A 26,408-nucleotide genomic window follows, 5' to 3' on the forward strand; every position below is an offset into this window, starting at 1 on the left:
ATATCAGGCGAGCTCGTTCAGGGAAAAAAGATGGAGGTTTTCGCGGGCAAGTGCGAGATCATCCTCGTTGTCGATCTCATAGGCAGTCAATTCCTGGGCGCTGATGGGAAGAAATTGCCGGAGATGCTCATAGACTGGCGTGTTGCCGATATCTGCGAAAAACTCGTTGGGCAGCCAGGAAATGTTCGCCCACTCGAATTCGGTCGGATCCTCACGTCGAAAAGATGTGACCTGATCTCCATCGATCGTGATGAAAACCGCATCGCGGGTTTTTGTTTTCGTGATTGCCAGGCGCGGCACATTCGGCATGCATGATTTGAGGAAAGCTTTGAAGCTTGCTTCTTCGATCAGCATATCGCCATCCATGAAAAGGCAGTCGCCCTTGATATGGCGTGCGCCGAGTTCGTAGCTATGAAGGGTCGTCGTGGTGCGAAAACCCGGATTGCGCACGACAAGAACGTCGGGCCGGATTTTGCGAAGCTCGGAGATGACCTCCCTCTCTTCAAAGCCGACGACCACCCTCACATCTTCTACCTCCGTGAGAAGGCTGAGCAAGTGCTTGAGGATTTTGACACCCTCGATTTCGACCAGGCATTTGGGCTTTCCGTGGCCAAGACGCGACCCAAGTCCGGCAGCCGCTATTACAGCGTGTTTAACAGTCGACATAAGGATTTTCCGTTCAGCGCGACATAATTGGATACGGACACAAGCGCATCAGGAGCATTGTGAAGTCCGGTGAAAGCAACGCCGATATCGGCAACATCGAAAATCGGAATGTCGTTGAATCCATCACCGATGGACACAAGGCGCCCGAAGCGCTCTTTCAACTCCAGGCCAGCGACATTCTTGCGCATGACGACGTCAAGTCCGGTAATCCGTCCTTCGTCATCCGTTGTGGCTGTGGACGTATAGAATTTGCAGCCTAGCCGCTCGATGAGAGGCTGAATCCACAAGTCGAGATTGCCGGTGACGACAAAACATCTGTCTATGTTGTTCCTGATGAAGTCCTCGATATCGGGATCGAATTCCACCTCCGAGACAATCGACCGGATACGATCGATCCCCGCGCTTCGCAAAATGGCAAAACGCAATCGGAAGGAATCCTCGAATGGGATCGAACCAGCCATGGTCAGTTCTGTCAAAAGACGCATTTCTGACTCGAGCCCCAGTTCCGAGGCAATCATGGGAAGCAGTTCGGCCTTGGTAATGGTTCCGTCCAGATCAAAGGCGAAAGCGGTGCCGGATGAACGCGGATAAGGATGAAGAGGAGACTGCTCCGCAGCTGTATTCCGCACATCGATTGCGTGTCTGTACATGTTAAGACCTTGAGAGATGGATGCCGTCATAAATGGAATTCAGGATGACCTGAGACGCGGGCGTTTCCGATGGCAAAAGGACATTGAGGAGCGCTCTACGCTCTTGCTCAAGCGGCCATGATTTTCCGCTTTTATAATCGAGGACTGCCTGCTTCATGCCATCGAAATCTTCAACACGATGTGCAGCCTGCTCACCTAGACGTCCAAGCGCATTGAATGGCGCATGAATGCCAGAGTCGAAGAAAATAATCGGTTTTTCAAAGAGATGGTATTCGGTCAGGAAGGCAACGCCATCGGTTACCATCAGGTCCGAGGCATCGAACAGCTTCGCATAGTCACCCTCGCATACTGCGCAATTCGGCAGAGCGGACCATTTTGCCACGAAGGCATCGTAACCCTCAGGAGCCATCGCGCCGGTCCGCGTTGCGGTAAAAGCGAGTGCAGGATGTGGCTTTAGGACGAATTGAATATCGGGACTGCTTTGAGCCCACTCGTACATCTGCTTGCAGATGAGATGGAAGACGCCGAAGCCCGCGCCCTGAATGACGAGAGAATGGTGAGGAGCCCAGATAACGCGATAACCGCGGCCATCACCGCTCTCAACCGGCCACACTCCGTGCCCCCGCGCTTCCAGCAACCTGTCGAGCTTGGGATAACCCGATAGAACGAATTTCTCCGGGTCGGAATGCTGGAAAGACTGATAATAGGACTGCGTCTTTTCCGTCTCGCAGAACACCTTCCAGGCCAGTCGATGATAGACCTGATCGTAATTCAGATGATAGGCCTCATCGGCCTCATCCTTCCCATCCGGATTGGCAAGCACACCCATTCCATAAGGCACAACACAAATGCGCGCATAGGTGATCTCATGGGTTCGCAACCCCGGCGGCACCGGCATGTCCCATTGCTGCTGCCGAAACACCACATCGGGCCGCAGATTGCGCAGAACATCGGACGCATCGATAGAGGACAAATCCAGCCGGATATGAGGCACGCCCATCGCGTTCAGGGCAAGATGAACATCCGTCTCGCCTTCAAAATCGCCGCGCCCGAGATGACTGTGATTGATCGAGACGACCAGAGGGTGGAAGCGGGGATCTTCGATCATCGCCTCATAGACACCCACCAGAGCATCCCACATGGCAATGGACTGCACGACAAATACGGCGCGCACGACGCGCGCGTTTGCACGCAACTCTCGCAGAGCAAGATTGGACGTCTGTTTTACCGCGTGAACGCCCGTCAGAAGCTGCGTCAAACGCGTATCAAGCTGCACAAGAACCTCTTTCGTGACAGCGATCTTATCCCGATCCCTCTGCTCTACGCGCAAATCGATGCCGTCGATGAGCTGCTCCGGGATAGACTGCAGACCACCATGAAGAGACTGAAGAAGCTTTGCGATCTCAAGCTGGATTTCGCCCTGCATTTCGACCTGCTGACCGATAGCTTCTATCCGCGTCTGCAAAACCTCCAATCCAAGCGCGAGCTCGGAAAGCGCAGGCGCCCGCGTCGAAAGTTCAGCCTCGGACATTCTCTCGCTCCTTTGGTCGGCCAGCATCCCGCGACAATGGGCAAGATGTGATGAACGAGACCTAGAGCGACAAGCTTTCCTCAAGCTGACGTAAGCGCACCATAGAAAGCGTGGACGAGGAGCAATATAATGGAGAAACAAGGGATTTTTTCAATCTGGTCGGAGTGAGAGGATTCGAACCTCCGACCCCGTCGTCCCGAACGACGTGCGCTACCAGACTGCGCTACACTCCGTGACCAGCGGCGTTTCTATAGACCAGCCTCCTGCTTTGGACAAGCATCGATCACGAATTTTTTGTGACAGGGGGACGCCGGAGTTCAGGTGCCAATTCAGTGTGGTGAAAATCGTTACAAAAAAGCAATTGTGGCAGGAAATTTTCAACGGATGTGCACTTCCTACTCCCCGTCTTTCGTAAATCTGTTAGGGGAACATCATCTCCGGCGAAAGAGCCGGATCGGCACAAAAGGACGTTTCATCATGCGATTTCGCAGCGTAATGCTTGCAGGGCTTGCCATTGCCCTGTCCGCTTGCACGACAACCCCATCCATCTCTGCCAAGAGCCCGGTCGAAACCCGCTGGGTTGGCCAGTCCGCTGGCGTCTTCTTCGCCAAGTTCGGCCCGCCGCTGAGCGACGTCGATTCCGGCAGCACCACGACCTATACATGGCGCGGTGGCTACAAGACGGCCAAGATTCCGGCGAAGTATGAAGAGAAGGATGGCAAGCGCGGCCGCCAGATTTCGTCTGCCCGCACGTCCTACCTGTCCTGCACGGTTCAGCTGACTGTTGGCGAAGACTACAAGATTCGCTCGATCCGCACCGTTTCCGACCGCCCGGGCGTGAACGGCCCGAGCTACTGCGCGGAATTCCTCGCTGCGGAATAATCTCCGCCTTTTCGGCAATCAAAGTAACCCGCTTCAGCTCGAGGCGGGTTTTTCTTTGTCGCGGCGCAAAACCTATCGGAATTATGTGCCAAAATGCGGCGCGCAGATCAGCCATGCGTATTAAACATGGCTACCACTTAAACCGATTAGATTTATGCAAAGCTAAATTTCGGCATTTGCATGTAGCCGTTTTATCAATGCGCTATCTGTTGGAAAAACATGGCAAAATGCCTCAGCTGCATTTTGTCGCAGGCATTTGCTAACCGTTTGAAGCGACCCGCTATCGCTAAGTGAAGTGCCGTGTTGGCACATGTTGCAAGAGTTGTCCCCCATTGATGTTTGGTTTATTGCGCCGCACAAAAATTGAAATTCCTCAAGACATGCAGGTAGCGACGTGATCAAAGACAACAAGGGCAATGGCTTGCCGACCGCAATCTCGAAAGACGCCTTCACCATGAACCGTCGTCAGGTTCTTGGAACGGCGTTTGCGGGCCTTGCTGCCGCAGCTCTTCCGGGCGCACCGGCGATTGCGCAGTCTGCCGATAAAAAGGTGGACGTGCTTCTGATCGGTGGCGGCATCATGAGCGCCACGCTCGGCATCTGGCTGCGCGAGCTGGAGCCCAACTGGTCGATCCAGATGCTGGAGCGTCTCGATGCCGTGGCCATGGAAAGCTCCAATGGCTGGAACAATGCAGGTACCGGCCACTCTGCGCTGGCCGAACTGAACTACACGCCGGAAACCGCCAATGGCGGTATCGATATTTCCAAGGCGGTCGAAATCAACGAATCCTTCCAGATTTCGCGTCAGTTCTGGGCGTGGCAGGTGCGCAACGGCGTTCTGAAGAACCCGCGCTCGTTCATCAACCACACGCCGCATATGAGCTTCGTCTGGGGCGATGAAAACATTGCCTATCTTGAAAAGCGTTACGAGGCGCTGAAGGCGAGCCCGCTTTTTGCTGGCATGCAGTATTCCAGCGACCCGGAGCAGATCAAGAAATGGGTTCCGCTGATGATGGAAGGCCGTGATCCTTCCCAGAAGATCGGCGCGACATGGTCTCCCCTCGGCACCGACATGGAGTTCGGCGAAATCACCCGCCAGTTCGTGTCGCACCTCAAGAGCACGCCGAATTTCGATCTTCAGGTTTCGAGCGAAGTCGACGCCATCGAGCGCAATGCGGATGGTTCATGGCGCGTCAGCTACAGCAATCTTGCAAATGGAGGCTCGCACACGGTGGATGCGAAGTTCGTCTTCATCGGCGCGGGCGGCGGTGCGCTGCACCTGTTGCAGATGTCCGGCATCCCGGAAGGTGAAGACTATGCTGGTTTCCCGGTTGGCGGCTCGTTCCTCGTCAACGAAAACCCGGATGTCAGCATGCTGCATCTGGCCAAGGCATACGGCAAGGCATCGACCGGTTCTCCGCCCATGTCCGTTCCGCATCTGGACACACGGGTTATCGGCGGCAAGCGGATCGTGCTGTTCGGACCTTTCGCAACCTTCTCCACGAAGTTCCTCAAGGACGGCTCCTATTTCGACCTCTTGACCTCGACCACGATGAGCAACATCTGGCCGATGATGAAGGTGGGCATGGATGAATATCCGCTGGTCGAATATCTCGCAGGCCAGCTGATGCTCTCCGACGAAGACCGCATCGCAGCGCTTCGCGAATACTTCCCGCAGGCAAAGGCCGAAGAATGGCGCCTGTGGCAGGCCGGTCAGCGCGTGCAGATCATCAAGCGCGACGCCAACAAGGGCGGCGTCCTGAAGCTCGGCACGGAAATCGTCGCAGCAAAGGACGGCAGCATCGCCGGTCTCCTCGGCGCTTCCCCGGGTGCTTCGACTGCAGCCCCGATCATGCTCAGCGTGCTCGAGAAGGTGTTCAAGGACAAGGTCGCAACGCCGGAATGGCAAGCAAAGCTGCACCAGATCGTCCCCAGCTACGGCACCAAGCTGAATGACGACCCAGAAAAGGTTCAGCAGGAATGGGCTTACACCGCCGAACACCTGCAACTGCCAACCCCGCCGCAGATCGATATGGCTGTAATCAATGCCAGTGGCGCGGCCCCTGCCGATGCGCCAGTTAAGAAGACGCCGGATATGGCGCTATAATATACACCAGGCCGCGTTTGAACGCGCTTGCATCATCAACTAAAAAGGCACGGCTACGGCTGTGCCTTTTGGTTTCTGGGTCGATGACATTGGGTTCGTCGGCGCAGCCGTAGCGGTACGGCTTTCAACAATCCAAGCTTGAATCCGTTACCAACCAGTGGCAAAAATTGAAAATGTTTGCCGTGTAGTTCGGCAAAACGTCGGCGTTCAGCTTTGTGGACAGAATTTAGTCCAATCTTGTCACAGGAGGATCAAATGGCCAAATCTATGATCCCGTCTGTGTGGCGAACATCGTCGCCCTCATCTTTCACAAAACAATTCGAGCTCAGTGTGGAAGATCATCTCGCGGTCCGTTACGCTCGCAGGGAACCGCTGCCATTTGGCCGCTTCGCCGGTTTTGTCACGATCTGCTCACTGTTTGTCGGATTGATAATTGCACATGGATGGTGGAAAAGCGGAGACACTTGGACGGCCGTATGTATTGCTGCTGTCTCTTTGATCGCGGGCCTTCTTCTGGCGAAACTTCTCTATGGCTTCATCAGGGCACAGGTCTGGGGCTTCTGGATTGGCTTCCTCAATGCACGCGAGGCAATCAATATTCCACTCGAGATGACCATAGATGTAAAAGGCGTCCATATCCTCGTCCGTCAGCAAACATGGTTTTGCCCGTGGGAAAGCCTCGATACGGTTGAGGAAGACGCAGAGCGTTACTATTTCTGGACCTCGGGAACACAGACCCATATTTTACCCAAGCGTTTGTTCGAAGATGAGACTAAGGCTGAGAATTTCGCTGAAGCATTACGGACATGGTGGCGTCAAGAGCCGGTTTCCCCTCCACGCCGTGTAGGCACAAAACATCTTGATTGGGGACAAAAATCGTAAGCAAGATTGTGGCTGGGGCGCCAGGATTCGAACCTGGGAATGCCGGTACCAAAAACCGGTGCCTTACCGCTTGGCGACGCCCCAACGAAGCAGGTGGGCGAAGCGCCACTGCCTGAACGGCGCCTGATTAGCAAAGCAGAGCGGCACCGGCAATCATTATGTTTGCGTGGTTGCAAGTTTTCTTGTGGGTAGAGACACATGTTCATGCTAGGCCGGAGGGCGTAATTTTAAGAGCTTTTGGACGACCATGGCAGAACCCGTATTCGACCTTGAATTTCAACCGGCTTATGGCACCGCTGTTCCAGTTGCGGAAAATGTGCAGCGATTGACCGTCAACAATCCATCGGCTTTCACTTTTCACGGCACGAACAGCTATATTGTCGGCACGAAATCGGTTGCGGTGATCGATCCGGGGCCGGAAGATCAGGCGCATTTTCAGGCGTTGATGGACGCGCTCAAAGGCCGCGAGGTCACGCATATATTCGTCAGCCATACGCATCGCGACCACTCGCCTTTGGCAAGGCGATTGAAGGAAGCGACCGGGGCTTTGACTGTCGCGGAAGGGCCGCATCGCGCTGCGCGACCGCTGCATGTGGGTGAGAAAAATCCGTTTGCGGAAAGCGCCGATACGGATTTTCTGCCGGATATCGTGCTTGGCGACAACGATACCGTTGCGGGCGATGGCTGGGCACTCACCGGCCTTCACACGCCCGGCCACACCGCCAACCATTGCGCCTTCGCTCTTGATGGCAGCGGCATCGTGTTTTCCGCCGACCATGTGATGGCATGGGCAACGACGATTGTTGCCCCGCCCGATGGCGCAATGAGCGATTACATGTCCTCATTGGAAAAGCTACTGAAGCGCAAGGACCGCCTGTTTTTGCCCGGCCATGGCGGCCCGGTCAACGATCCTACCGCCTTCATGCGTGGTCTTCGCGCCCACCGCCGGATGCGCGAAAAGGCGGTCCTGACGCGTATCAAGGCGGGAGACCGAACCATCGCGGATATGGTGAAAGTGATCTACCGCCGCACCGACCCGCGCCTGCACGGGGCTGCCGCACTTTCCGTGCTGGCGCATATCGAAGACCTCATCGAAAAAGGCCTGGTCCAGACGGACGGCCCGCCTTCGCTTACCGGCATTTATGATCCGGCCTGAAAATCAAACTCATGCCCATGGGTTGATGACGTGGAGTGGAAGTTCTTCAAAGTCGCTGACATTGCGCGTGGCGAGCGAAGCGCCATGGGATATGGCGATTGCTGCAATCTGGGCATCGAATTGGCTGATCGGCTTGCCAATCTTGCGACGAGCAACAGCAATCCGGGCGTAAATGTCAGCCGCTTCCCGATCAAAGGGCAATACCCGTCCCGCCAGATCCTGTGAGAAGACTGGCTGAATAGTATCTTCCAACTGCTGACGACGACGGCCTTCGGGCAACAATCTCAGACCATAAAGGATTTCTGCTTCCGTAACTGTGGTCGTAAATACGGAATGGACTGGAAGATGTCTGACCCATTCTACAACTACAGTAGAGGGGTCTTTAGCGAAGAGCTCCGAGATGACATTCGTATCCAGAATGATCATTTCGTGCCGAAGTCTGGATTTTCTCTGATGGGTTCTCTCGCCGGGATGTCGAGTGTCACGCCCTCACCGGTCAACCGGGTGCGGATGGCATCAGCCAGATTGGCCGGTTCGGCCCCATGGAGAGACAGTGCAGCTCTCAAGATATCACGCGCTTCATCTTCCATCGAGCGCCCATGATGAGCGGCGCGAACGCGCAGGCGGCGCTTCAATGCCTCATCGATGTTGCGGATCGTCATGCTTGCCATCACGCCCTCCATTCATCATTGATTGCATATACAGCATCGCTGCGTCGTTCTCAATGAGGTGGAATTAGTTGTCGTTCAAACCCTGCATCTCCGCATCCAGCGCATCGAGATAGCCTTCGGCGATCTCCGCGCCCATGCCGAGATCGTGGGGGCCGAAGCGGGAGGCGACGCGGACGTCTACGAGGGTGGTTTCGGTGTCTTCGCGCAGGCGGATCAGCACATCGAAGCGGGCACCCCAGATCAGCGTGCGCATCTCCCCCTGCATCAGCACCGTGCCGCTGCCATTGAAGAAGGTTGGGGCCGGGGCCTCTGCCGGGCGGGCCAGCGGCACGGGCACGATGGCTGGCAAATCCTCGATAGGCGGCGTGTCCGTCGTTTCCGGCTGTCGGTCCTGTCTGGGTACGCCGGGCTGAACATCCGGCAAGGCACCGATCAGGCCATCCGTGTGGGCAATGCGGATGTGCTGTGCCTTCGCCACCTTGCGGGCTGCGGTATAGACGCGGTCGATGGCGCCTTCATAGCGGTGTCCCGCAAGGCTGGGATAGGCCGCCAGTTGCAAATCCCGCTCCGCTTTTGCCACGACAGCCGGGCGCGGCAGCCATTGCTGGTTGGCGGTGGGGATGGAAAGCCAGTTCGGCACATCCGCAACATCCGTCGTGACATCGTAAATTTGGGGCTTCTGCCAATAGAGAAAGCCCGCATAACCGACGACGCCGAGCGGAATAGCCGAGAGCATTAGAGCGTAAAGAGACCACATGCCGCCCTTTGCGCCCGCAGACCACAGGCGTTGCAAACCGATGACCGCAAGCAGCAATGCCGCCGCGCCGATGCCAGCGGAAATCAATGTCAGGGCGATGAAGTCCGGCGTCGTCAACGGCCCGAAGCGATGCAGCGGAGCAGCGATGACAAAAAGCAATAGCGCCGAAAGCCCGAGATAGCGGGAGAGATATGCCGCATGGGAAACGGGCCGAACGAAACGCACAGTCATGAAGCGGGCACCCGGAAGCACGTGCATTGGCAACAAAGCGCTCCGGACAGGCGTCTCCTGCCGGAATCACCGGTACGGGATTTTCATAAAGCCTTTTGGCCGCGAATGGAATCGCCTCACCTTTATTTGCTGGCCTGCCAGAGCAACCTTTACCGGGGATGGGACTTTTCTACACCGGTCAGAGCGTTTCCTTGTTAAATGGAAACATTCTGCCGGAGCAGATTTTCGTCAGGGCAAATGCGGTTGGCGAAGGGCATACCCATAGGTACGTCCGAGCCAATCGCCTTTGAGCCTGGCGGAAAGATGCCCGGCAGAATGTTTCCATTTAACAAGGAAACGCTCTAAAGGGCGTAGACACTCAGCTAGATATTTCAGGAGAGACGATCATGCGGGTTTCAATCGTTCTGGGTTCACTTGCGGCTCTGTTGGCGCTTTCATCGTGCCAGACGCTGACGCCCGAGGAGCGGCGAGCGCGGGATGAGGCGACCTGCCGCGGCTATGGCTTCCGCCCGAATACGGACCAGATGGCAGGCTGCCTCCTTGATCTGGACCTTGACCGTCGTGCGGATGCGCGCGCATGGCAGGCGCAGGTGAACCGAGACATGTTCTACCGGCCTGTGGTGGTGGAGCGCCGCATTGTCGTTCAAAATCGCTGATTTAGATCGCGACGACCTTCCTGACGGGCGCCGCATCATATTTATCGGCCATGGAAAGCGTGGCTTGTGCCGCCGCAAGCCGCGCAATTGGCACGCGGAAGGGTGAACAGGAAACGTAATCCAGCCCTGCATCCTCGCAGAAATGGATGGATGCCGGATCGCCACCATGCTCGCCGCAGATACCGAGTTTGAGTTCGGGCCGCGTCTGGCGTCCGCGATCTGCCGCAATGCGGATCAACTCCCCTACCCCGTCGAAATCCAGCGAAACGAAGGGATCACGCTCGATGATGCCCTTGCGCTGATAGGTGTTGATGAAGCGTGCGGCATCGTCACGCGAGATGCCGAAGGTCGTCTGCGTCAAGTCATTGGTGCCGAAAGAGAAGAACTCCGCCGCTTCTGCAATGACATGGGCGCGAAGGGCGGCACGCGGCAATTCGATCATGGTGCCGGAGAGATATTCCAGCGTCATGCCCGTTTCGGTGGCAACCTCAGCCGCGACGCGATCGATAACGGCGCGAACATAATCCAGCTCGGAGCGCAGGCCGACCAGCGGCACCATGATTTCCGGCACCACCGGCGCCCCGGTTCTGCGCGCCGCTTCAACCGCCGCCTCGAATATCGCGCGCGCCTGCATTTCGGCGATCTCGGGATAGGAGATGGCAAGACGGCAGCCGCGATGGCCAAGCATGGGGTTGAATTCATGCAGCGCATCCAGCCGCTGGCGGAATAGGGTCTGCGGCATGCCCATGGCGGCTGCCACTTCGACGATTTCACCATCCGTCTTCGGAAGGAACTCGTGCAAAGGCGGATCGAGAAGGCGGATAGTGACCGGCAGACCATGCATGATGGAGAAGAGTTCGGTGAAATCTTCCCGCTGCATGGGCAACAGCTGATCCAGCGCGTGACGCCTGCCGGCTTCGTCTTCGGCAAGGATCATTTCGCGCATCACCTGAATGCGCTCGCCTTCAAAGAACATATGCTCCGTGCGGCAAAGGCCAATGCCTTCCGCGCCGAAGGCACGGGCGGCGCGGGCATCGGCAGGCGTATCGGCATTGGTGCGCACGGTCATGCGGCGCGCGCCATCTGCCCATTCCATCAGCTTGCCGAAATCGCCGGACAATTCCGGCTGCGTCATCGGCACCTCGCCCTTCAGCACGCGACCGGAAGAGCCATCGATGGTGATGACATCACCCTTCTTCAACATGCAGCCCATGCCGATCAGCACGCCGTTGCGCAGATCCACACGCATGGAACCTGCACCGGCCACGCATGGAATGCCCATGCCGCGTGCGACGACCGCCGCATGGCTGGTCATGCCGCCGCGCGTGGTCAAAATGCCTTCGGCGGCGTGCATGCCGTGAATATCCTCAGGGCTCGTTTCCATACGCACCAGAATGACGCGTCTGCCTTCGGCCTCGGCAGCCACTGCTTCATCCGACGTAAAAACGATTTCGCCAGACGCCGCACCTGGCGAGGCAGGCAGGCCGGAACCGATAATTGGGCGCTCGATGGAGGGATCGATTGTCGGATGCAAAAGCTGATCGAGTGAGGACGGCTCTATCCGGCAGATTGCCTCATCGGCGGAGATCAGTCCTTCCTCGACCATATCGACGGCAATCTTCATTGCCGCGCGTGTCGTGCGCTTGCCGCACCGGGTCTGAAGCATCCACAGCGTGCCGCGCTCTATGGTGAACTCCATGTCCTGCATGTCGCGGTAGTGCGTTTCCAACCGCTGGCAGATGGCCATAAACTCGTGAAAAGCCTCCGGCATCAGCTTTTCCATCGAGGGCTTTTCGGAGCCGGAGGCGATGCGTGCCGCCTCGGTGATGGATTGCGGCGTGCGAATGCCCGCGACCACATCTTCGCCTTGCGCATTGACGAGAAACTCGCCGTAAAGCTCCTTCTCACCCGTGGAAGGATTGCGCGTGAAGGCAACGCCCGTTGCCGAGGATGAGCCAAGATTGCCGAAAACCATGGCCTGAACGTTGACCGCCGTTCCCCAGTCCCCCGGAATATTATGGAGATGCCGATAGGTAACCGCGCGCGTATTCATCCAGCTGGAAAAAACGGCCCCGATGGCGCCCCAGAGCTGGACCTGCGTATCCTGCGGAAAAGGCTCGTCCAGCTCTTCTTCCACCATCTGCTTGTAAAGCGAAACGACGTGCTTCCACTCATCGGCGGTAAGCTCGGTATCGTATTCGTGGCCGAGGCGACCCTTTTCATCCTCGAGAATTTCCTCGAAGACTTCGTGATCCAGCCCCATGACGACATCGGCATACATCTGGATGAAACGGCGGTAACTATCCCATGCAAAGCGGGCATCGCCGGAATCCTCGCACAGCGCCTGCACTGTCTCGTCATTGAGGCCGAGATTAAGAACCGTATCCATCATGCCCGGCATGGAGGCGCGGGCACCGGAGCGGATGGAGAGAAGCAGCGGCTGTGGACCGGCACCGAATTTGCGCCCCGTCATGGCCTCCATACCGGCAACGCCGCTGGAAACCTGCAGTTTCAGGTCTTCCGGCAGGTGCCGCCCACCCTGATGATAACGGGCGCAGGCTTCGCTGATGATGGTAAAACCGGGAGGAACGGGCAGGCCGAGGCTCGCCATTTCGGCAAGGTGTGCCCCCTTGCCTCCCAATATGGCGACGTCGCTCGCGCGGCCTTCGGCAGCACCGTTGCCAAAGGTATAGACCCATTTCTTCATTATACGCTCTCCACCCAGAAGCGTTCTTGTTTTTCAAACCTTTACAGTATTGTCACAGTGTTGGGAACGCCAGATGTGCCAAGTTTACATCGCAGTGCAGCATAATTACGGCGCAACGCGCGACAAGGCGCAAAAACCAGCTTGAAAACAGGCGACGAAGTGACGCATTCGTGAGATGCGTTCCGCAAAATCCGGGCGTAAAGACAGGCGATTGTCTGATTTGGATGTACTTTAAAATGAAGCTCACACGCCGCAATATCCTCAAACTTACCGGTCTTTCCTGCGCCTCGGCTGCCGTTGCCGGCGCGGTTCGGGCAGAGGGCGCGGGGGCACCCATGAGTACGCCACCCCTGCCCTTCGCATTGACGACCCCCATGCATGTCGATCAGGCTGCACTTCGCGTGCGGGATCTGGCGTCGATGACGGCTTATTACACCAAGGTTCTCGGCCTGAAGGAGATCGGCAGAGAAAACGGCAAGGTGATTTTGGGCGCAGGCAACGCACCGCTCCTGACCCTGGAGCATATGCCTTCCGCCGATTTCGAAAGCCAGACGGCGGCAGGCCTTTTCCACATCGCCTACCTCATGCCGATCCGCAAGGATCTGGCCCGCTGGCTGGTCCATGCCGCCATGAACCAGGTGCCCTTCACCGGCTTTGCCGACCATAATGTCAGTGAGGCAATCTATCTGAACGACCCGGAAGGCAACGGCATCGAAGTCTATAGCGACCGACCGAAGGATAGCTGGCTGTGGCTGGGCAACAGCGTGACCATGGGCACCGAGCAGCTGGATATCGACAATCTGGTTTCGCTGACCGACACCAGCCGGGACAACTATATGGTGGCACCCAGCACTCTCAGGATCGGCCACATGCATCTTCGCGTAGGCGATGTGGCAGAAGGGCGCAAATTCTACGAAACGACGATTGGCATGCAGTTGACGCGCGGCGAACGCGCGGATGCCGCCTTCCTCTCATCCGGCCGCTACCACCACCATGTGGCACTGAACACATGGAACAGCCGAGGCGCCGGAAAGAGAGACACAAGCCAAACCGGCCTCGACTGGTTTTCCCTGACGGTGAGCGACAAGGCAGAACTAAAGCGACAGCAAGAACGCCTCGGCGCGGGTGGGTACGCCGTTTCGCCCGTCAGCGGAGGGATAGAGGCTGTCGATCCATGGGGCACGAAGCTGCGTTTGATTGGGGCTTAGAGCGTTTAAGTTGGCAGGCTTTGGCTACGACGGTCGATTTTGTCTGTGCTTCAGTTTCTACCACCATCGTTCTACGAAATTGGTAGCAAACCGCCTTCGACGGGAGACGCCTTTACAATGGAGGTGTTTGTCGTTGCATGTTGCGCCACTTTCGAAAGAACGCCGTCTAATTCATCAATAGACCGCAAATACAGGCGGCATATGAACGCATCCTGACCGGTCACCTTGTCGCACTGCGTTATTTCCTTGATATTACAGATCAAATCCTCGACCTTCTTGAGCGCACCAGGCAAGGGGCTTATTCGGACTATAGCCGTGATGGGATAACCCAGAACTTTCGGATTCGTAGCTATTGTGAAGCGAATAGCGTCGGTCTCACAGAGCCGTTTGATGCGTTCCGCCACGCTTGGCTGAGAAAGCCCGACAAGCTCGCTCAGGGCTTTGACAGTGATACGCCCATCACTGTGCAGTGCTTTGATGATCTTTTGATCGATGCCGTCCATCGCCTTACCAAATAAAGATAAATCGTGAATTGGATATTTTTATAACGCATTTAAGCAAGCGTGCCTCATAAAAAATATACACAACTAAAAAGACACTCCGTATTTTTACAGAAAATCACGGTGTGGAAAAATGATCGATAAAGGCACTTTCGAAATGATTGCCGCGATGGCGATCTGCGGAACAATCGGAATAACCGTACTCGCGTCCGGCCAAACAGAGCTGGATCTGATATTTTATCGCTGTCTGTTCGGCGCAATATTCCTCGCAGGCATCGTCATTCCTCGTAAGTACATCCAGTCATACTTGAACACCAAAACGGCTATATGGGCTGCACTTGGTGGATTGGCCTTGCTGGCCAATTGGTATTTCCTTTTTTCAGCCTATCGAAATACGTCTGTCGGCGTTGCTACTACCGTTTACAACACTCAGCCACTCATGATGATCCTGTTCGGTGTCGTTCTTTTCGGCGAAAAGATCACGTCAAATACATTGGGCTGGATGGCAATTTCCATTTCTGGCTTGGCGCTCATCTCCAAAATCTTTGTAGACGGCGAGATCGTTGCGTCGGGCTCTTATCTTTGGGGGATATGTGAAGCACTTCTTGCCGCTCTTCTTTATGCGGTGGCCGCGATCATAGCGCGCAAGCTGAAGTCAACTCCTCCAGCGCTGATAGCACTTATACAATTCCTGATAGGTGCCATAATGCTCGCACCGTTCGCGAACCTGTCCATACTCACCCGTCCTGAAATGGATATTCCCACTCTGGCAACGCTCATGCTGGGCATTGTCCATACGGGCCTTATGTATGTGCTTCTTTACGGCGCAATCCAGAAAATCGAGGCTTGGCGCGTTGCCTCCATCTCTTTCCTCTATCCGGCCATTGCACTCGTGCTCGACGCCATCATGCTCGGCGTACAGCTCGATCACACACAATGGGCTGGCGTCGCACTTATTCTTATTGGCGCAGCAGGGATCAATCTCAAATGGCGATTGCCAATACCTAATGCTATATTCATTGGAGTAAATAAAAAATGATACGTTCTAAGGAAATTCATTACGATTGCAATCAACCGCATCATTTTGCGGAAGCAATCGGACAAATTATTAATGACGAACTGGATGTTCTTTGGCTTCGGGGATTCGTCCCGGTAGAGAAATGTGACTTAGTGGCACGTAACTTTTACGGTTCTGAAGCGGCGAAGCCACGAGCAGATAATGTGCCTGGGATTATGATAGGAGAATCTCATTATTTCAAAGATCCTGAGTATTACTACCAGCGGTGCCAAGACACTTTGGAAGACGTCGAAAATCTTTTCCACGGACAGCGGAGCCCAGTGAGACAATTTTACAGCCATATCGCCGAAGGCCTCAATATAGAGGTAAGACCTGCTACGTATAAAAGCAAAGAAGCTCTTCATACTCGTGCAATCGAGTGGCAAGACAAAGCGGACGGCGACTTCCTCCTCCAACCTCACGACGACGTGTCTCAAGTATTTTGTGAGCGAAACCAAGACTGGGAAATAACCGAAATCAAAACGCTTGTGGCCATTAATTACTACGCCAAATGCGAAGCTGGTCAGGGCATTCTAAGAGTTTTCGATCTAAAGCACTCATCGGATGTTGCTGAAGAGATTGGACTAGAATGCAAAGGTTATCCCTATCCACCCCATCTGCTAGAAAACGCACAAGTTCTAGACGTTCCAGTCAAAACCGGTGATATAGTAGTGATAAACGGGGCTCTCATCCACGGTGTTCTAAAAAGCAAGAGCGGTCGTATCGTTCTTAATTCTTTCCTTGGAGATTTAGACGCAAAAGAATTCATTTATTGGACGTAAGGCATACTAAATTATCGTAGACGCGGCTGTTCCCGATAACAAGAAGCAGTTTCGCTAGATAATAGAAGGCTATAAAATTACTGCGCCCGCGCTTCGCGCGGGCGCAGTAATTTAAAACTTACAAACTATCAAAACTCTTCCCAATCCTGCTTCACCGCTGCATTGCCGTTGAAGGCGGAGGCGATTTTGCGGCCAAGTGCGCGGGCTGGTGATGGGGCCGGGCGTTCGGCCTGCGTTGCTGCGCGAACCGGTGCTTCGTAGGAACCGGCAAGCTTGAACTGACCGAGCAACTGGTTGAGAGACGCCGCTTCCCGCGCAAGGCTGTGGCTGGCGGCGGTCGATTCTTCCACCATCGCCGCGTTCTTCTGCGTGTCCTGATCCATCTGGTTTACAGCCGTGTTGATCTGCTGAAGACCGGAAGACTGTTCCTGTGCCGATTCCACGATGGCCATGACGTGCCGGTTGATCTCCTGCACTTCCGCCACGATGGTTTCCAGCGCACGACCGGTTTCACCGACGAGTTCGACGCCCTGCTGAACCTGCGTGTTTGAGGTGGTGATCAGCGCCTTGATGTCCTTGGCGGCATTGGCCGAACGCTGGGCAAGCTCACGCACTTCCTGAGCCACCACCGCAAAGCCCTTGCCCGCCTCACCCGCACGCGCGGCTTCGACACCGGCATTGAGCGCCAGAAGGTTGGTCTGGAAGGCGATCTCATCGATAACGCTGATGATGTTGGAGATTTCAGACGAGGACTTTTCGATCTGCTCCATGGCAACGACGGCCTTGCGAACGACATTGCCCGACTGCTCGGCACCTGTGCGGGCACGGGCAACGAGGTGGCCTGCCTCCTGCGCACGCTTGGTCGAATCCTTCACCGTGGTCGTGATCTCTTCCAGAGCCGCGGCTGTCTCTTCGACAGAGGCTGCCTGCTGTTCGGTACGCTTTGCCAGATCGTCTGCGGCAGCACGGATTTCATTGGCACCGGCATCGATACCGCGGGCATTTTCGGCCACGCGGGAAAGAGCCGACTGAAGCTTTTCGGCGGAAGCGTTGAAGTTGTTACGCACGACATCGAGATGGTCTACGAAGGGCTGGCCGATGCGGTAGGACACATCGCCTTCCGACAGGCGCGACAGGCCGTTTGCCAGATTATCGACGGCAAACTGCGTATCGGCTGCTTCGCGTGCCTTCTGCTCTTCGCGCGCAATCCGCTCCTTCTCAGACAGGCTGCGATTGGCATCGGCTTCCTGTTCAAGACGGGCGCGCTCGATGGCGTTGTTGCGGAAAACGGAGACGGCGGCGGACATTGCGCCGATTTCGTCTTTCCTTTCACCATGCGGCACTTCGGCAGACGTATCGTTGGCGGCGAGCCTATTCATGGACGTCGTGATTTCGTCTATGGGGCGGGCGATTTTTCGGAAGCTGAAGACGGCAGCCAGCGTGCCGATGACGCTGACGATGGCGACAAGCAGAATGGTGGCATTGAGTGAGAACTGCGCGATGCCTGTGGCTTCTTCCAGCGCGCTTTCTCCGCCGGATTTATTCAGCGCAGTCATTTCAGAGAAACGTGCGACAGCTTCGGTGCCGCGTGCGGTGAGTTCGGTGATCGTGGCTTTCGCCTCATCATCCTGACCGGCTTTCTTTTGCTGGATCAGCTTGGCTCCTGCTTTCTCATACTCGCCGATAGCAGCTTCCGTTTCACGCGCTTTCGCCTTCATGGCCTCGGTAGTCAAGCTGGCGATATATGCGTTGAACGCACGCTCCCGCGCATCGCTTGCCTTGCGAAGATTGGCCTCTGTCTCGGCAATTTCCGTTGCATTTCGAGCACCGAGCATAAAGGCGTATTGACGGCGGACATCGCCGAGCAGGCGATCCAGATCAGCCATTTGCGCAGAGCGCGACAGGCGAAATCCCATGCTCGCCAATTCTGTCTGAAGCTGGTTGACCGAATAAATGGAAAACGCGCCTTGCGCTGCGCCAAGGAAAACGACGACTGCGAACATGAATGGCAAAAGCGTTTTAATGCGGAAATTGTTGAGCACGAGATAACCCTCTGGTTTTAATGCGCCATTCCTCCCAAGGACGCATGTTGAACTTATGTGGCGTAGAAGAATCTTCGATCAGGCATAGCTGTGCGGGCTTGTTTGATCTTGCCGCGCACCGGACGCCTGAACTTTGAGCTGACGAATTTTGGATGTTGATGAATACGAAAACCGAACAAGCGCGATTGTCGTAATGTGCCAGAGCTTGAAACCCCTCGAATAAACGCTTCAGACAATCCGGCTGAACACATTATGGCGCCGACAGGGGTCGGCGACTGGCATCGTGCCACCAGAAATGGAATGACTTCTTCATGAAGCGGATATCAATCGGACGTTAGCGTGAACTCATTTCCGCAAGGTTAATCGAGCCGATGATCAGGCGATAAGGCAATATATTCAATATTCTAAAATTCAAATATGATGGCTGGATAGCGACGCTCCGGCTTTCCGCACAAGAATTTATGCATGAATGCATTGCAATTTACGCTCGTATTCCATGCGAAACGACCTTCCCGATCAAACGGTCACACCGCCTCAGCAAGCTTCTCCGCCATTTGCAAATCCACGGAGACAAGTTGCGACACGCCCTGCTCCGCCATGGTCACGCCGAAGAGGCGGTTCATGCGGGCCATGGTGATGGGGTTGTGGGTGATGATGACGAAGCGGGTTTGGGTGGAGGCCACCATTTCGTCCATCAGGTTGCAGTAACGCTCCACATTGTGGTCGTCCAGCGGAGCGTCCACTTCGTCCAGCACGCAGATGGGGGCCGGGTTGGTGAGGAAAACGGCAAAGATCAGCGCCATGGCCGTCAGCGCCTGTTCGCCGCCGGAAAGCAGCGTCATGGTCTGCGGCTTCTTGCCCGGCGGGCGGGCAAGGATTTCGAGGCCAGCTTCCAGCGGGTCGTCGGATTCGATCAGTTGCAGTTCCGCCGTGCCACCGCCGAAAAGATGGGTGAACAGGCGCTGAAACTGTGTGTTGACCACATCGAAAGCGGCGACCAGACGCTCGCGGCCTTCGCGGTTGAGGTTCTGGATACCGGCGCGCAGTTTGCGCACGGCATCGATAATATCGTCGCGCTCCTTTATCAGCGCGGCAAGCTTGGCCGAAAGCTCCGCCTGCTCCTCATCGGCGCGCAGATTGACGGCGCCCAGACGTTCGCGCTCGATCTTCAGGCGATCCAGATCGCGCTCTACATCGCGCACTTCCGGCAAAGCAGCCTCTGCGGCAAGCCCGGTGAGGCGGAACGCCATATGCGGCTCGACATTCAGTGTCTCGCGGATACGGTGTTCGCTTTCCTGCCGCTTCTCTCGGGCCGAAACCAGACGCTCTTCGGCGCGACCGCGCTTCTCGCGCGCTTCCGCCAGTTCGGAAAGCGCGGTGGCCGCACTTTTATCAGCTTCGCGCTGAAGATTTTCCGCTTCCACCAGTCGGTCGGCGGCGGCGCGGCGAGCCTCTTCCATCTTCTGCAATTCGTTCAAGAGATTGCGACGCTTCTCATCGAATTCTTCCGGCGCGATATCCAGTTCCGCCAACTCATCGCGCGCTTCCTCTTCGCGCTCGCGCAGCGTGGAAATGTGGTCGGCGGCGCTGGCGACGCGCGCGGCCCATGTGGAGCGCTCCTGCGCGATGGCGTTGATGCGGCGCTGGCGCGTCTCCGCTTCGCGGTTCAGCCCCTCATGGCGGGCACGCGCCTCTGCCAGAAGGCTGCGATCCGTTGCGACCTCAAGCTGGCTGTCGCGCAGTCGCTCATCCAGCCTTGAAAGATCGGCGGCATCCTCCAGCTCGATGCGGGCATTTTCTTCCTGAACGGCGATCTCTTCGATCTGGCTGCCGATCTGGTTCAGCGCTTCCGAAACGACATCGCGACGGCGCAGCAGATCGCCCGACGCGCGCTCGGCCATGGAAAGCGCGTCGCGCGCTTCAGTCAGTTGACGTGCTGCAAGACGGCTGCGTTCGCGCGCCTCATTCAGGCCTGTATCCGCCAGACGAATGTCCTCGGCGCTTGCGGAGAGCTGCTCTTCCGCCGCCTCCAAAGCAAAGCGCGCCTCCTCGACTTCACTTTCCAGCTCGGCAAGGCGGTTTTTCTGCGCAAGCCGTAGCGCGGCACTGCCGGGTGCATCGGCACTGGTAATGTGGCCATCCCAGCGAAACAGCGCGCCGTCTTTCGTGACGAGGCGCTGGCCCGGCTTCAGGGATGGCATCAGGCGCTGCGCCTCTGCCGCGCTGGCGACTATTCCGATCTGGCGGAGATTGCGCTTGAGCGCGTCCGGGCCAGAGACGTGAGAAGAGAGGGATGTAGTGCCTTGCGGCAGCTCCGGATCATCCACGCCATCGCCATTCTGCGTCCAGTAAGCGGGAGCAGCGCTATCGAGCGGGCTTTCCAGATCGTCACCAAGGGCGGCACCAAGCGCTGCCTCAAAGCCGCGATCCACCTTCAACTGTTCCGCGACAGGTGTGAAGGAACCGGATGCGGCGCCCGCTGCCAGCATTTTCGAGATGGTGCGGGCCTCGGTTTCCAGCGCATTCAAACGGTTGCGGGCAAGATCGACAGGTCCGCGCGCCAGAGCTTCGGCAGAGCGGGCCTGCGCAACCGCCGTCTCCGCTTCCTCGACCGCGATCAGCGCATCCTCGACGGCCATTTCCGCCGCCTCGACGCTTTCCCGTTTTTCGGCGGGATCGGGCAGTTCGCCCAGCTTCTCATCGATGGACTCGATCTCGGAGGTCGCGTCAGCCGATTGCCGTTCGAGCCGCATCTTGCGGTCGGAAAGCTCGCGGATGGCGCGCTCCAGCTGGGCGCGGGAAGCTGCGGCTTCCGCGCGCTCCGCCGTCAGCGCGGTAAACAGGCGTTCGCTTTCCGCGAGCTTGGCGGTGGCTTCCTCGAAGGCCTCGTGCGTTTCTTCGGAATAGCGGCCCGAATCCGACAAGATTTCCAGAAGCTCGGCTTCTTCAGAATCGAGGCGAGCGAGAATTTCGGCATTGTCCGAAACCATCCGCTCTTCGCGCTGAATATCCTCGCCAAGCTGCGACAGGCGGCGGGCGAGCTCATCGCGGCGGCGCGACAGACGGTTTGCCTCGTCATCCAGCTGTGTGCGGGCAATTTGCAGACGTTGCAGAGCGGCGGCAACCTTCGCTTCATTCTCGCGCAGTTCGGGCAGCTTGAAGCTGGCAACGCCTTGCTCCTTTGCAGCTTCCATCTGCCGCTGCGCCTTTTCGGCAACGAGATTGGTGGCCTGGTTCAGCGCGCTATCCGCCTCGCGCTCGGCCTGGCTCGATTCGACCCAGCGAATATGAAGAAGCGTGGCTTCGCGTGCGCGGATATCCGCAGACAGCATCTTGAAGCGGTTGGCCTGCCGTGCCTGCCGTTTCAGGCTTTCGATCTGGCTTTCCAGCTGTGCCGTGACATCTTCCAGCCGTTCAAGATTGGTTTCGGCAGCACGCAGGCGCAATTCCGCTTCGTGGCGGCGCGAATGAAGACCGGAAATGCCTGCGGCCTCTTCCAGCAGTTGCCTCCGCGCCTGCGGCTTGGCATTGATCAGTTCACCGATACGCCCCTGCCCCACCATGGAAGGCGAACGTGCGCCGGTGGAGGCATCTGCAAACAGAAGCTGCACATCCTTGGCACGAGCTTCCTTGCCATTGATGCGGTAGACGGAGCCGTTCTCACGTTCGATGCGGCGCGTGACCTGAATTTCGTCGGCATCGTTGAAGGCGGCGGGGGCCGTGCGGTCGGAATTGTCGAGGTAAAGCCCGACTTCAGCGGTGTTGCGGGCGGGGCGATTGCCGGAACCGGAAAAGATCACGTCATCCATGCCGGATGCGCGCATGTTCTTGTAGGAATTCTCGCCCATCACCCAGCGAAGCGCTTCGACCAGATTGGACTTGCCGCAGCCATTGGGGCCGACGACGCCGGTCAGGCCCGGCTCGATGATGAATTCGGAAGGTTCGACAAAGGATTTGAAGCCCAGCAGGCGCAGCTTGTTGAACTTCATGCTGCTGCCTCGGTTTGTCTTGTCCAGAAGAATACAGAGACGAAGGCGAGGATAGCGATCTCCACCGCCCTCATTCCTGTGCTTGTCACAGGAATCCAGCCACGGCGCGTCTGCGCCGTGGATGACTCTCCCGCGCCCAAAAACTTGGGCGCATTGGATTCCCGTGACATCCTCGGACTTGATCCGGGGAACAGGAATGAGGGCAGCCGATTAGGGCCGCCCGTCACATCAAGACGATACGGTTCAGAGAAGGCTGTCGATAAGAGCCGACATGGATTCAACCGACATGTCTCCAGAATACTTCTTGCCGTTGATGATGAAGGTCGGCGTGGAATTGACACCGAATTCCGTGGCGCCGCGCTGCATCGTTGCGTTCACATCATCCAGAAGCTTCTGGTTCGTCAAGCAGGCCTCGAAGCTCTCCTGTGAAAAACCGGCCATTTTCGACATTTGCAGCAGGGCTGCACGGGCATCCTGCGCGGTTGCCCAGCTTTGCTGCTGCTTGAACAGCATGGAAACGAACGGGAAATACTGCTGCTCCGGTGCGCAACGGGCCAGCATGAAGGCGGCTGCGGCGCGCGGATCGAACGGGAACTCGCGGATGACGAAGTAGGCCTTGCCCGTATCGATGTACTTCTTCTTGATCTCTTCAAACGTGGTGTTGTGGAAATGCGCGCAGTGCGGGCAGGTCATCGACATATATTCGACGATCTTGACGGGTGCGTTCGCATCACCCAGCGCGCGCTCGGGCAGAGGGCCCGGCTTCAGCACTTCGGCCATATCCACATTGCCGGAAGATTCCGGAAGGTCCACCGCGAAAGCGGTGCCGGCTGCAACAGGCAGCGTTGCGGCAGCGGACGCCATTGCGACAGAGCCAAGAAGGCCACGGCGGGTCATGTTCAGTTCTGGAAAATGCATGAAAGCACCTGTTTGTGAAAGACGAGAAATGTCTACGATTCCGATATAGCGCGGCATTGTTTCTAACAAGGCGCCATTGCAGTTGTTCTTGTCAAAGAATTGTGACCAGTCAAGGACTGTTGAAACATTAAGCCTTTTTCAGATAGTGCGGCCTTTTTGTCGCTTCTGCAAAACCGCCGTTCCCAGCCGCTCCACCGCCTTGCGCAAGGCATCGCTTTCAATGCCTTCCATCATGTCGTCCAGCCGCTTTGCCGCGTCTCCGCGCAGGGGCTGCGGCTTGCGGCGGCGGGTGGAGGCCGTCGATACCGGCTTCTGCACGATCCTGATCTGGCGCACGGCGGGAAAGCCGAAAAAGCCGTTTATTCGGGCAATCAGCTCACCCTGAGCATGCGTAAGAAACAGCGCGCGCGCGCCCTCGCATGCAATGGTCAGGACGCCCGGCTGGTAACCACCGCGATCCGGCCCCTCATCGCGGCGCGGCCATGTGATCTTTTCCGGCCTCGTGCAATCGGCAAAATCCTCGCCTGCAATTTCATCCCACGAACCGAGCAGAGATGTGCTGATTCCAGCTCTCTTTGCGAGAACCGGATCGATGATGCCGTTTGCGACTTCGGCAATCTGAATGACACCTTTGCGGGGCTGACTTTTTTTCAACTCTGAACTCGTGGCTTGATCGGGCGAAACGGATAGACCAAGTATAGGACGAACCGGAGACAGACCGCAAACTATGCTTCATAAAATCGATCAGCCGCCTTATGCGCAGATGCTGCTGGCATGGTACGACCGCCACCACCGCGACCTGCCCTGGCGGACGTCTCCACCGATGGCGGCGAAAGGTTTGCGGGCCAATCCGTACCATGTGTGGCTGTCTGAAGTTATGCTGCAACAGACGACCGTTCAGGCGGTGAAGCCTTATTTTGCGAAGTTTCTGGCCCTTTGGCCGACCGTGAAAGATCTGGCTGCCGCACCGACGGACGATGTGATGGCGGCATGGGCAGGGCTTGGTTACTATGCCCGCGCGCGCAACCTGAAAAAATGTGCCGAAGCGGTGGCGGCAGATTATGACGGGGTCTTCCCGGACACGGAAGAAGGGCTGAAAAAGCTGCCCGGCATCGGCGATTATACGGCGGCGGCGGTTGCGGCGATTGCGTTCAACCGTCAGGCAGCGGTTATGGATGGCAATGTCGAGCGCGTGATTTCGCGCCTGTTTCTGATCGGCGAACCCCTGCCCGGCTCCAAACCTCTGATGAAGGCGAAGGTCGCGGAGATTACGCCTGCGGACAGGCCGGGTGATTTTGCCCAGGCCATGATGGACCTCGGCGCCACCATCTGCACGCCGAAGCGCCCCGCCTGCGCGCTCTGTCCCTATAACAGCCACTGTCTGGCGCTTGCCAAGGATGAGCCAGAGCGATTTCCCGTCAAGGCCAAGAAAAAGGACAAGCCGGTGCGACTTGGTGCGGCCTTCGTCGCGGTCAATGCCGATGGCGAAATTCTGCTGCGGCGGCGTATCGAGAGCGGCCTGCTCGGAGGCATGACGGAGGTGCCGACCACGGCGTGGACAGCACGGATCGATGGCGGCACGGGCAAGGAGCACGCCCCATTTGCGGCTGATTGGGAGGCGGCAGGCAGCATCGTGCATGTCTTCACCCATTTCGAACTGAGGCTTTCGGTTTTCCGGGCACAGGTTGGAAATGATGTGAAAACGGATGACGGATGGTGGGAGCCGGTCACAAATCTTGATGCGCAAGCGCTGCCAACGGTGATGAAAAAGGCGATTTCGCAGGCTATTCCATTGGCATTCGAGAAAAGCAGGAAGAATTAATGAGCCAGATCAATCACATCGTTTTCGACATCGGTAAGGTTCTTATCCATTACGATCCGCATATTCCCTACAGCCGCCTCATTCCAGATGAGACCGAACGCGCGTGGTTCTTTCAAAACGTCTGCACGCATGACTGGAATTTGGAGCAGGACCGCGGTCGCACATGGGAAGATGCGGAAGCCCTGCTTCTTTCCAGCCACCCGGACAGAGAAAAGCATATCCGCGCCTTCCGGCTGCACTGGCATGAAATGGTGTCTCACGCTTATGACGATTCAGTCTCCATCCTGACCGGGCTGATCGACAGCGGGCACGACGTGACGATGCTGACCAACTTCGCCTCCGATACGTTCCGCGAAGCGCAGAAAATGTATCCCTTCCTCACCCTTTCCCGCGGCGTGACGGTTTCCGGCGATGTCGGCCTCATCAAGCCGGACGTGGCGATCTATAAGCTGCATGCCGAGACGTTCGGTCTCGACCCGGAAACCAGCATATTCATCGATGACTCGCTTCCCAATGTGGAGGGCGCGAAAGCGGCTGGCTGGCAGTCCGTTCATTTCACCGGCGCTGAGAGGCTGGCGGCGGATCTTGCAGGATATGGTATCCGGGTTTGAGACATGGCTGAGCAGAAGATTTACCTGAACGGCCATATCGATGTGCCGGAGGACCGCCGCTCCGCAGTGGCGGAGGCCCTTCCCACACATATCGAACTGACCCGAGCGGAGCCCGGGTGCCTCTCCTTCGACGTCATCGCTGACGAGGAAAACGAGGGGCGCTATCTGGTCTCGGAAGTGTTTTCGGATCAGGCGTCCTTCGATGCTCACCAGCAGCGCATGAAGAACTCGCACTGGTTCACCGTCACGCAGGGCATTCCGCGAGATTATACGATCCGTAAGGGTGAGTGAGTAAGGAAACGTGTCTCTGAGAATTCCTGGCGCAGGCGGGAATGGCGGTCCCCTTCCTGCGCCAGTCCAGCCGCAAGCGGCCAGATCTTTGAATTTTCAGCACCGGGTAAGCATCCGTCTTTTTCTATTCCCGCATCGTCTACCGGCAAAGCCATTCAGGCTTATCGGAGCAATGCATCGGCGGCTTGCTATGTTTCCCTTGGGAAAACTTGTTAAACAGCCTTACTTGCTCGAAACTTGTCATGCAATTGAAATATTTCGCTAAAATTAATGCATTGCCTTTTGAAACAGA

At 56.8% G+C, this 26,408-nt stretch carries 23 protein-coding genes and 2 tRNA genes; 11 read left to right on the forward strand and 14 right to left on the reverse strand.

Annotated features, from left to right (window positions below):
• Window positions 1–3: 3 nt before the first annotated feature.
• The 4 genes from CFBP5473_RS11555 to CFBP5473_RS11570 form a co-directional block, all read right to left on the reverse strand.
• On the reverse strand, window positions 4–666 hold the full coding sequence (locus tag CFBP5473_RS11555; RefSeq protein WP_027675664.1) for an NTP transferase domain-containing protein: 663 nt from the start codon (window positions 664–666) through the stop codon (window positions 4–6).
• Complete coding sequence (locus tag CFBP5473_RS11560) at window positions 642–1,316, reverse strand: HAD-IB family phosphatase (RefSeq protein WP_051441290.1); 675 nt, start codon at window positions 1,314–1,316, stop codon at window positions 642–644. The genes CFBP5473_RS11555 and CFBP5473_RS11560 overlap by 25 nt, the downstream gene beginning before the upstream one ends.
• A 1-nt stretch (window position 1,317) precedes the next feature.
• Entirely contained in the window at window positions 1,318–2,847 is a 1,530-nt protein-coding gene (locus CFBP5473_RS11565; protein WP_027675666.1) for a CDP-glycerol glycerophosphotransferase family protein, read from the reverse strand.
• Between the two features lie 156 nt (window positions 2,848–3,003).
• Window positions 3,004–3,080, reverse strand: a tRNA-Pro gene (locus CFBP5473_RS11570).
• 244 nt (window positions 3,081–3,324) lie between these two features.
• Here CFBP5473_RS11570 and CFBP5473_RS11575 point away from each other — a divergent pair.
• The 3 genes from CFBP5473_RS11575 (at window position 3,325) to CFBP5473_RS11585 (ending at window position 6,718) form a co-directional block, all read left to right on the forward strand.
• Window positions 3,325–3,729 carry a hypothetical protein gene (locus CFBP5473_RS11575; RefSeq protein ID WP_027675667.1) on the forward strand — a complete coding sequence of 135 codons (405 nt, stop codon included), beginning with the start codon at window positions 3,325–3,327 and terminating at the stop codon, window positions 3,727–3,729.
• Between the two features lie 454 nt (window positions 3,730–4,183).
• The gene (gene mqo, locus CFBP5473_RS11580; protein WP_084631668.1) at window positions 4,184–5,836 is read left to right on the forward strand and encodes a malate dehydrogenase (quinone); all 1,653 of its coding nucleotides are present in this window, start codon (window positions 4,184–4,186) and stop codon (window positions 5,834–5,836) included.
• A 255-nt stretch (window positions 5,837–6,091) separates the two neighbouring features.
• Window positions 6,092–6,718, forward strand: coding sequence for a YcxB family protein (locus CFBP5473_RS11585; RefSeq protein ID WP_027675669.1), 627 nt, complete (start codon window positions 6,092–6,094; stop codon window positions 6,716–6,718).
• A 9-nt stretch (window positions 6,719–6,727) separates the two neighbouring features.
• On the opposite strand, the gene CFBP5473_RS11590 is transcribed toward CFBP5473_RS11585, so the two are convergent.
• A tRNA-Gln gene (locus tag CFBP5473_RS11590) sits at window positions 6,728–6,802 on the reverse strand.
• Window positions 6,803–6,965: 163 nt separating this feature from the next.
• On the opposite strand from CFBP5473_RS11590, the gene CFBP5473_RS11595 reads away from it, so the two are divergent.
• The gene (locus CFBP5473_RS11595; RefSeq protein WP_027675670.1) at window positions 6,966–7,874 is read left to right on the forward strand and encodes an MBL fold metallo-hydrolase; all 909 of its coding nucleotides are present in this window, start codon (window positions 6,966–6,968) and stop codon (window positions 7,872–7,874) included.
• 9 nt (window positions 7,875–7,883) lie between these two features.
• Here the strand turns inward: CFBP5473_RS11595 and CFBP5473_RS11600 are convergent, their stop codons facing one another.
• The 3 genes from CFBP5473_RS11600 to CFBP5473_RS11610 all read right to left on the reverse strand — a co-directional run bounded on the left by CFBP5473_RS11600 (window position 7,884) and on the right by CFBP5473_RS11610 (window position 9,533).
• On the reverse strand, window positions 7,884–8,300 hold the full coding sequence (locus tag CFBP5473_RS11600) for a type II toxin-antitoxin system VapC family toxin (protein ID WP_027675671.1): 417 nt from the start codon (window positions 8,298–8,300) through the stop codon (window positions 7,884–7,886).
• Entirely contained in the window at window positions 8,297–8,545 is a 249-nt protein-coding gene (locus CFBP5473_RS11605) for a FitA-like ribbon-helix-helix domain-containing protein (RefSeq protein ID WP_027675672.1), read from the reverse strand. The genes CFBP5473_RS11600 and CFBP5473_RS11605 overlap by 4 nt, the downstream gene beginning before the upstream one ends.
• A 64-nt stretch (window positions 8,546–8,609) precedes the next feature.
• Window positions 8,610–9,533, reverse strand: coding sequence for a DUF1499 domain-containing protein (locus CFBP5473_RS11610; protein ID WP_027675673.1), 924 nt, complete (start codon window positions 9,531–9,533; stop codon window positions 8,610–8,612).
• Between the two features lie 386 nt (window positions 9,534–9,919).
• Here CFBP5473_RS11610 and CFBP5473_RS11615 point away from each other — a divergent pair, with 386 nt between their 5' ends.
• Window positions 9,920–10,189: a hypothetical protein gene (locus tag CFBP5473_RS11615; RefSeq protein ID WP_037171013.1), complete on the forward strand. Its 270-nt coding sequence runs from the start codon at window positions 9,920–9,922 to the stop codon at window positions 10,187–10,189.
• Between the two features lies 1 nt (window position 10,190).
• Here the strand turns inward: CFBP5473_RS11615 and ppdK are convergent, their stop codons facing one another.
• Window positions 10,191–12,896 carry a pyruvate, phosphate dikinase gene (ppdK, locus tag CFBP5473_RS11620; RefSeq protein ID WP_027675675.1) on the reverse strand — a complete coding sequence of 902 codons (2,706 nt, stop codon included), beginning with the start codon at window positions 12,894–12,896 and terminating at the stop codon, window positions 10,191–10,193.
• A gap of 236 nt (window positions 12,897–13,132) precedes the next feature.
• Here ppdK and CFBP5473_RS11625 point away from each other — a divergent pair, with 236 nt between their 5' ends.
• The gene (locus tag CFBP5473_RS11625; RefSeq protein ID WP_027675676.1) at window positions 13,133–14,104 is read left to right on the forward strand and encodes a VOC family protein; all 972 of its coding nucleotides are present in this window, start codon (window positions 13,133–13,135) and stop codon (window positions 14,102–14,104) included.
• A 71-nt stretch (window positions 14,105–14,175) separates the two neighbouring features.
• Here the strand turns inward: CFBP5473_RS11625 and CFBP5473_RS11630 are convergent, their stop codons facing one another.
• A complete protein-coding gene (locus tag CFBP5473_RS11630; RefSeq protein ID WP_027675677.1) occupies window positions 14,176–14,607 on the reverse strand; it encodes an Lrp/AsnC family transcriptional regulator in 432 nt (143 codons plus the stop codon).
• A gap of 130 nt (window positions 14,608–14,737) precedes the next feature.
• On the opposite strand from CFBP5473_RS11630, the gene CFBP5473_RS11635 reads away from it, so the two are divergent.
• Window positions 14,738–15,643, forward strand: a complete 906-nt coding sequence (locus CFBP5473_RS11635) for a DMT family transporter (protein ID WP_027675678.1) — start codon at window positions 14,738–14,740, stop codon at window positions 15,641–15,643.
• Window positions 15,640–16,443 (forward strand): 2OG-Fe(II)-dependent halogenase WelO5 family protein, encoded by an 804-nt coding sequence (locus CFBP5473_RS11640; protein WP_027675679.1) that lies wholly within the window; start codon window positions 15,640–15,642, stop codon window positions 16,441–16,443. The genes CFBP5473_RS11635 and CFBP5473_RS11640 overlap by 4 nt, the downstream gene beginning before the upstream one ends.
• A gap of 128 nt (window positions 16,444–16,571) precedes the next feature.
• Here the strand turns inward: CFBP5473_RS11640 and CFBP5473_RS11645 are convergent, their stop codons facing one another.
• From CFBP5473_RS11645 to CFBP5473_RS11660, 4 genes are all read right to left on the reverse strand, one after another.
• The gene (locus CFBP5473_RS11645; protein ID WP_051441295.1) at window positions 16,572–18,446 is read right to left on the reverse strand and encodes a methyl-accepting chemotaxis protein; all 1,875 of its coding nucleotides are present in this window, start codon (window positions 18,444–18,446) and stop codon (window positions 16,572–16,574) included.
• A gap of 563 nt (window positions 18,447–19,009) precedes the next feature.
• Complete coding sequence (smc, locus tag CFBP5473_RS11650) at window positions 19,010–22,474, reverse strand: chromosome segregation protein SMC (protein WP_027675681.1); 3,465 nt, start codon at window positions 22,472–22,474, stop codon at window positions 19,010–19,012.
• Window positions 22,475–22,717: 243 nt separating this feature from the next.
• On the reverse strand, window positions 22,718–23,392 hold the full coding sequence (locus tag CFBP5473_RS11655; RefSeq protein ID WP_027675682.1) for a DsbA family protein: 675 nt from the start codon (window positions 23,390–23,392) through the stop codon (window positions 22,718–22,720).
• 138 nt (window positions 23,393–23,530) lie between these two features.
• Window positions 23,531–24,046 carry a DUF721 domain-containing protein gene (locus tag CFBP5473_RS11660; RefSeq protein WP_027675683.1) on the reverse strand — a complete coding sequence of 172 codons (516 nt, stop codon included), beginning with the start codon at window positions 24,044–24,046 and terminating at the stop codon, window positions 23,531–23,533.
• A 73-nt stretch (window positions 24,047–24,119) separates the two neighbouring features.
• Here CFBP5473_RS11660 and mutY point away from each other — a divergent pair, with 73 nt between their 5' ends.
• Genes mutY through CFBP5473_RS11675 form a run of 3 tightly spaced genes read left to right on the forward strand, consistent with a single transcriptional unit; the run spans window position 24,120 to window position 26,116 of the window.
• Window positions 24,120–25,214 carry an A/G-specific adenine glycosylase gene (gene mutY, locus CFBP5473_RS11665; RefSeq protein WP_027675684.1) on the forward strand — a complete coding sequence of 365 codons (1,095 nt, stop codon included), beginning with the start codon at window positions 24,120–24,122 and terminating at the stop codon, window positions 25,212–25,214.
• Window positions 25,214–25,825 (forward strand): HAD family hydrolase, encoded by a 612-nt coding sequence (locus tag CFBP5473_RS11670; RefSeq protein ID WP_027675685.1) that lies wholly within the window; start codon window positions 25,214–25,216, stop codon window positions 25,823–25,825. Before mutY ends, CFBP5473_RS11670 begins: the two co-directional genes overlap by 1 nt.
• Before the next feature lie 3 nt (window positions 25,826–25,828).
• Window positions 25,829–26,116, forward strand: a complete 288-nt coding sequence (locus CFBP5473_RS11675) for a putative quinol monooxygenase (protein WP_027675686.1) — start codon at window positions 25,829–25,831, stop codon at window positions 26,114–26,116.
• Window positions 26,117–26,408 lie beyond the last annotated feature (292 nt).

This window comes from Agrobacterium larrymoorei (genome assembly GCF_005145045.1).
In the GTDB taxonomy this organism is placed as follows: domain Bacteria; phylum Pseudomonadota; class Alphaproteobacteria; order Rhizobiales; family Rhizobiaceae; genus Agrobacterium; species Agrobacterium larrymoorei.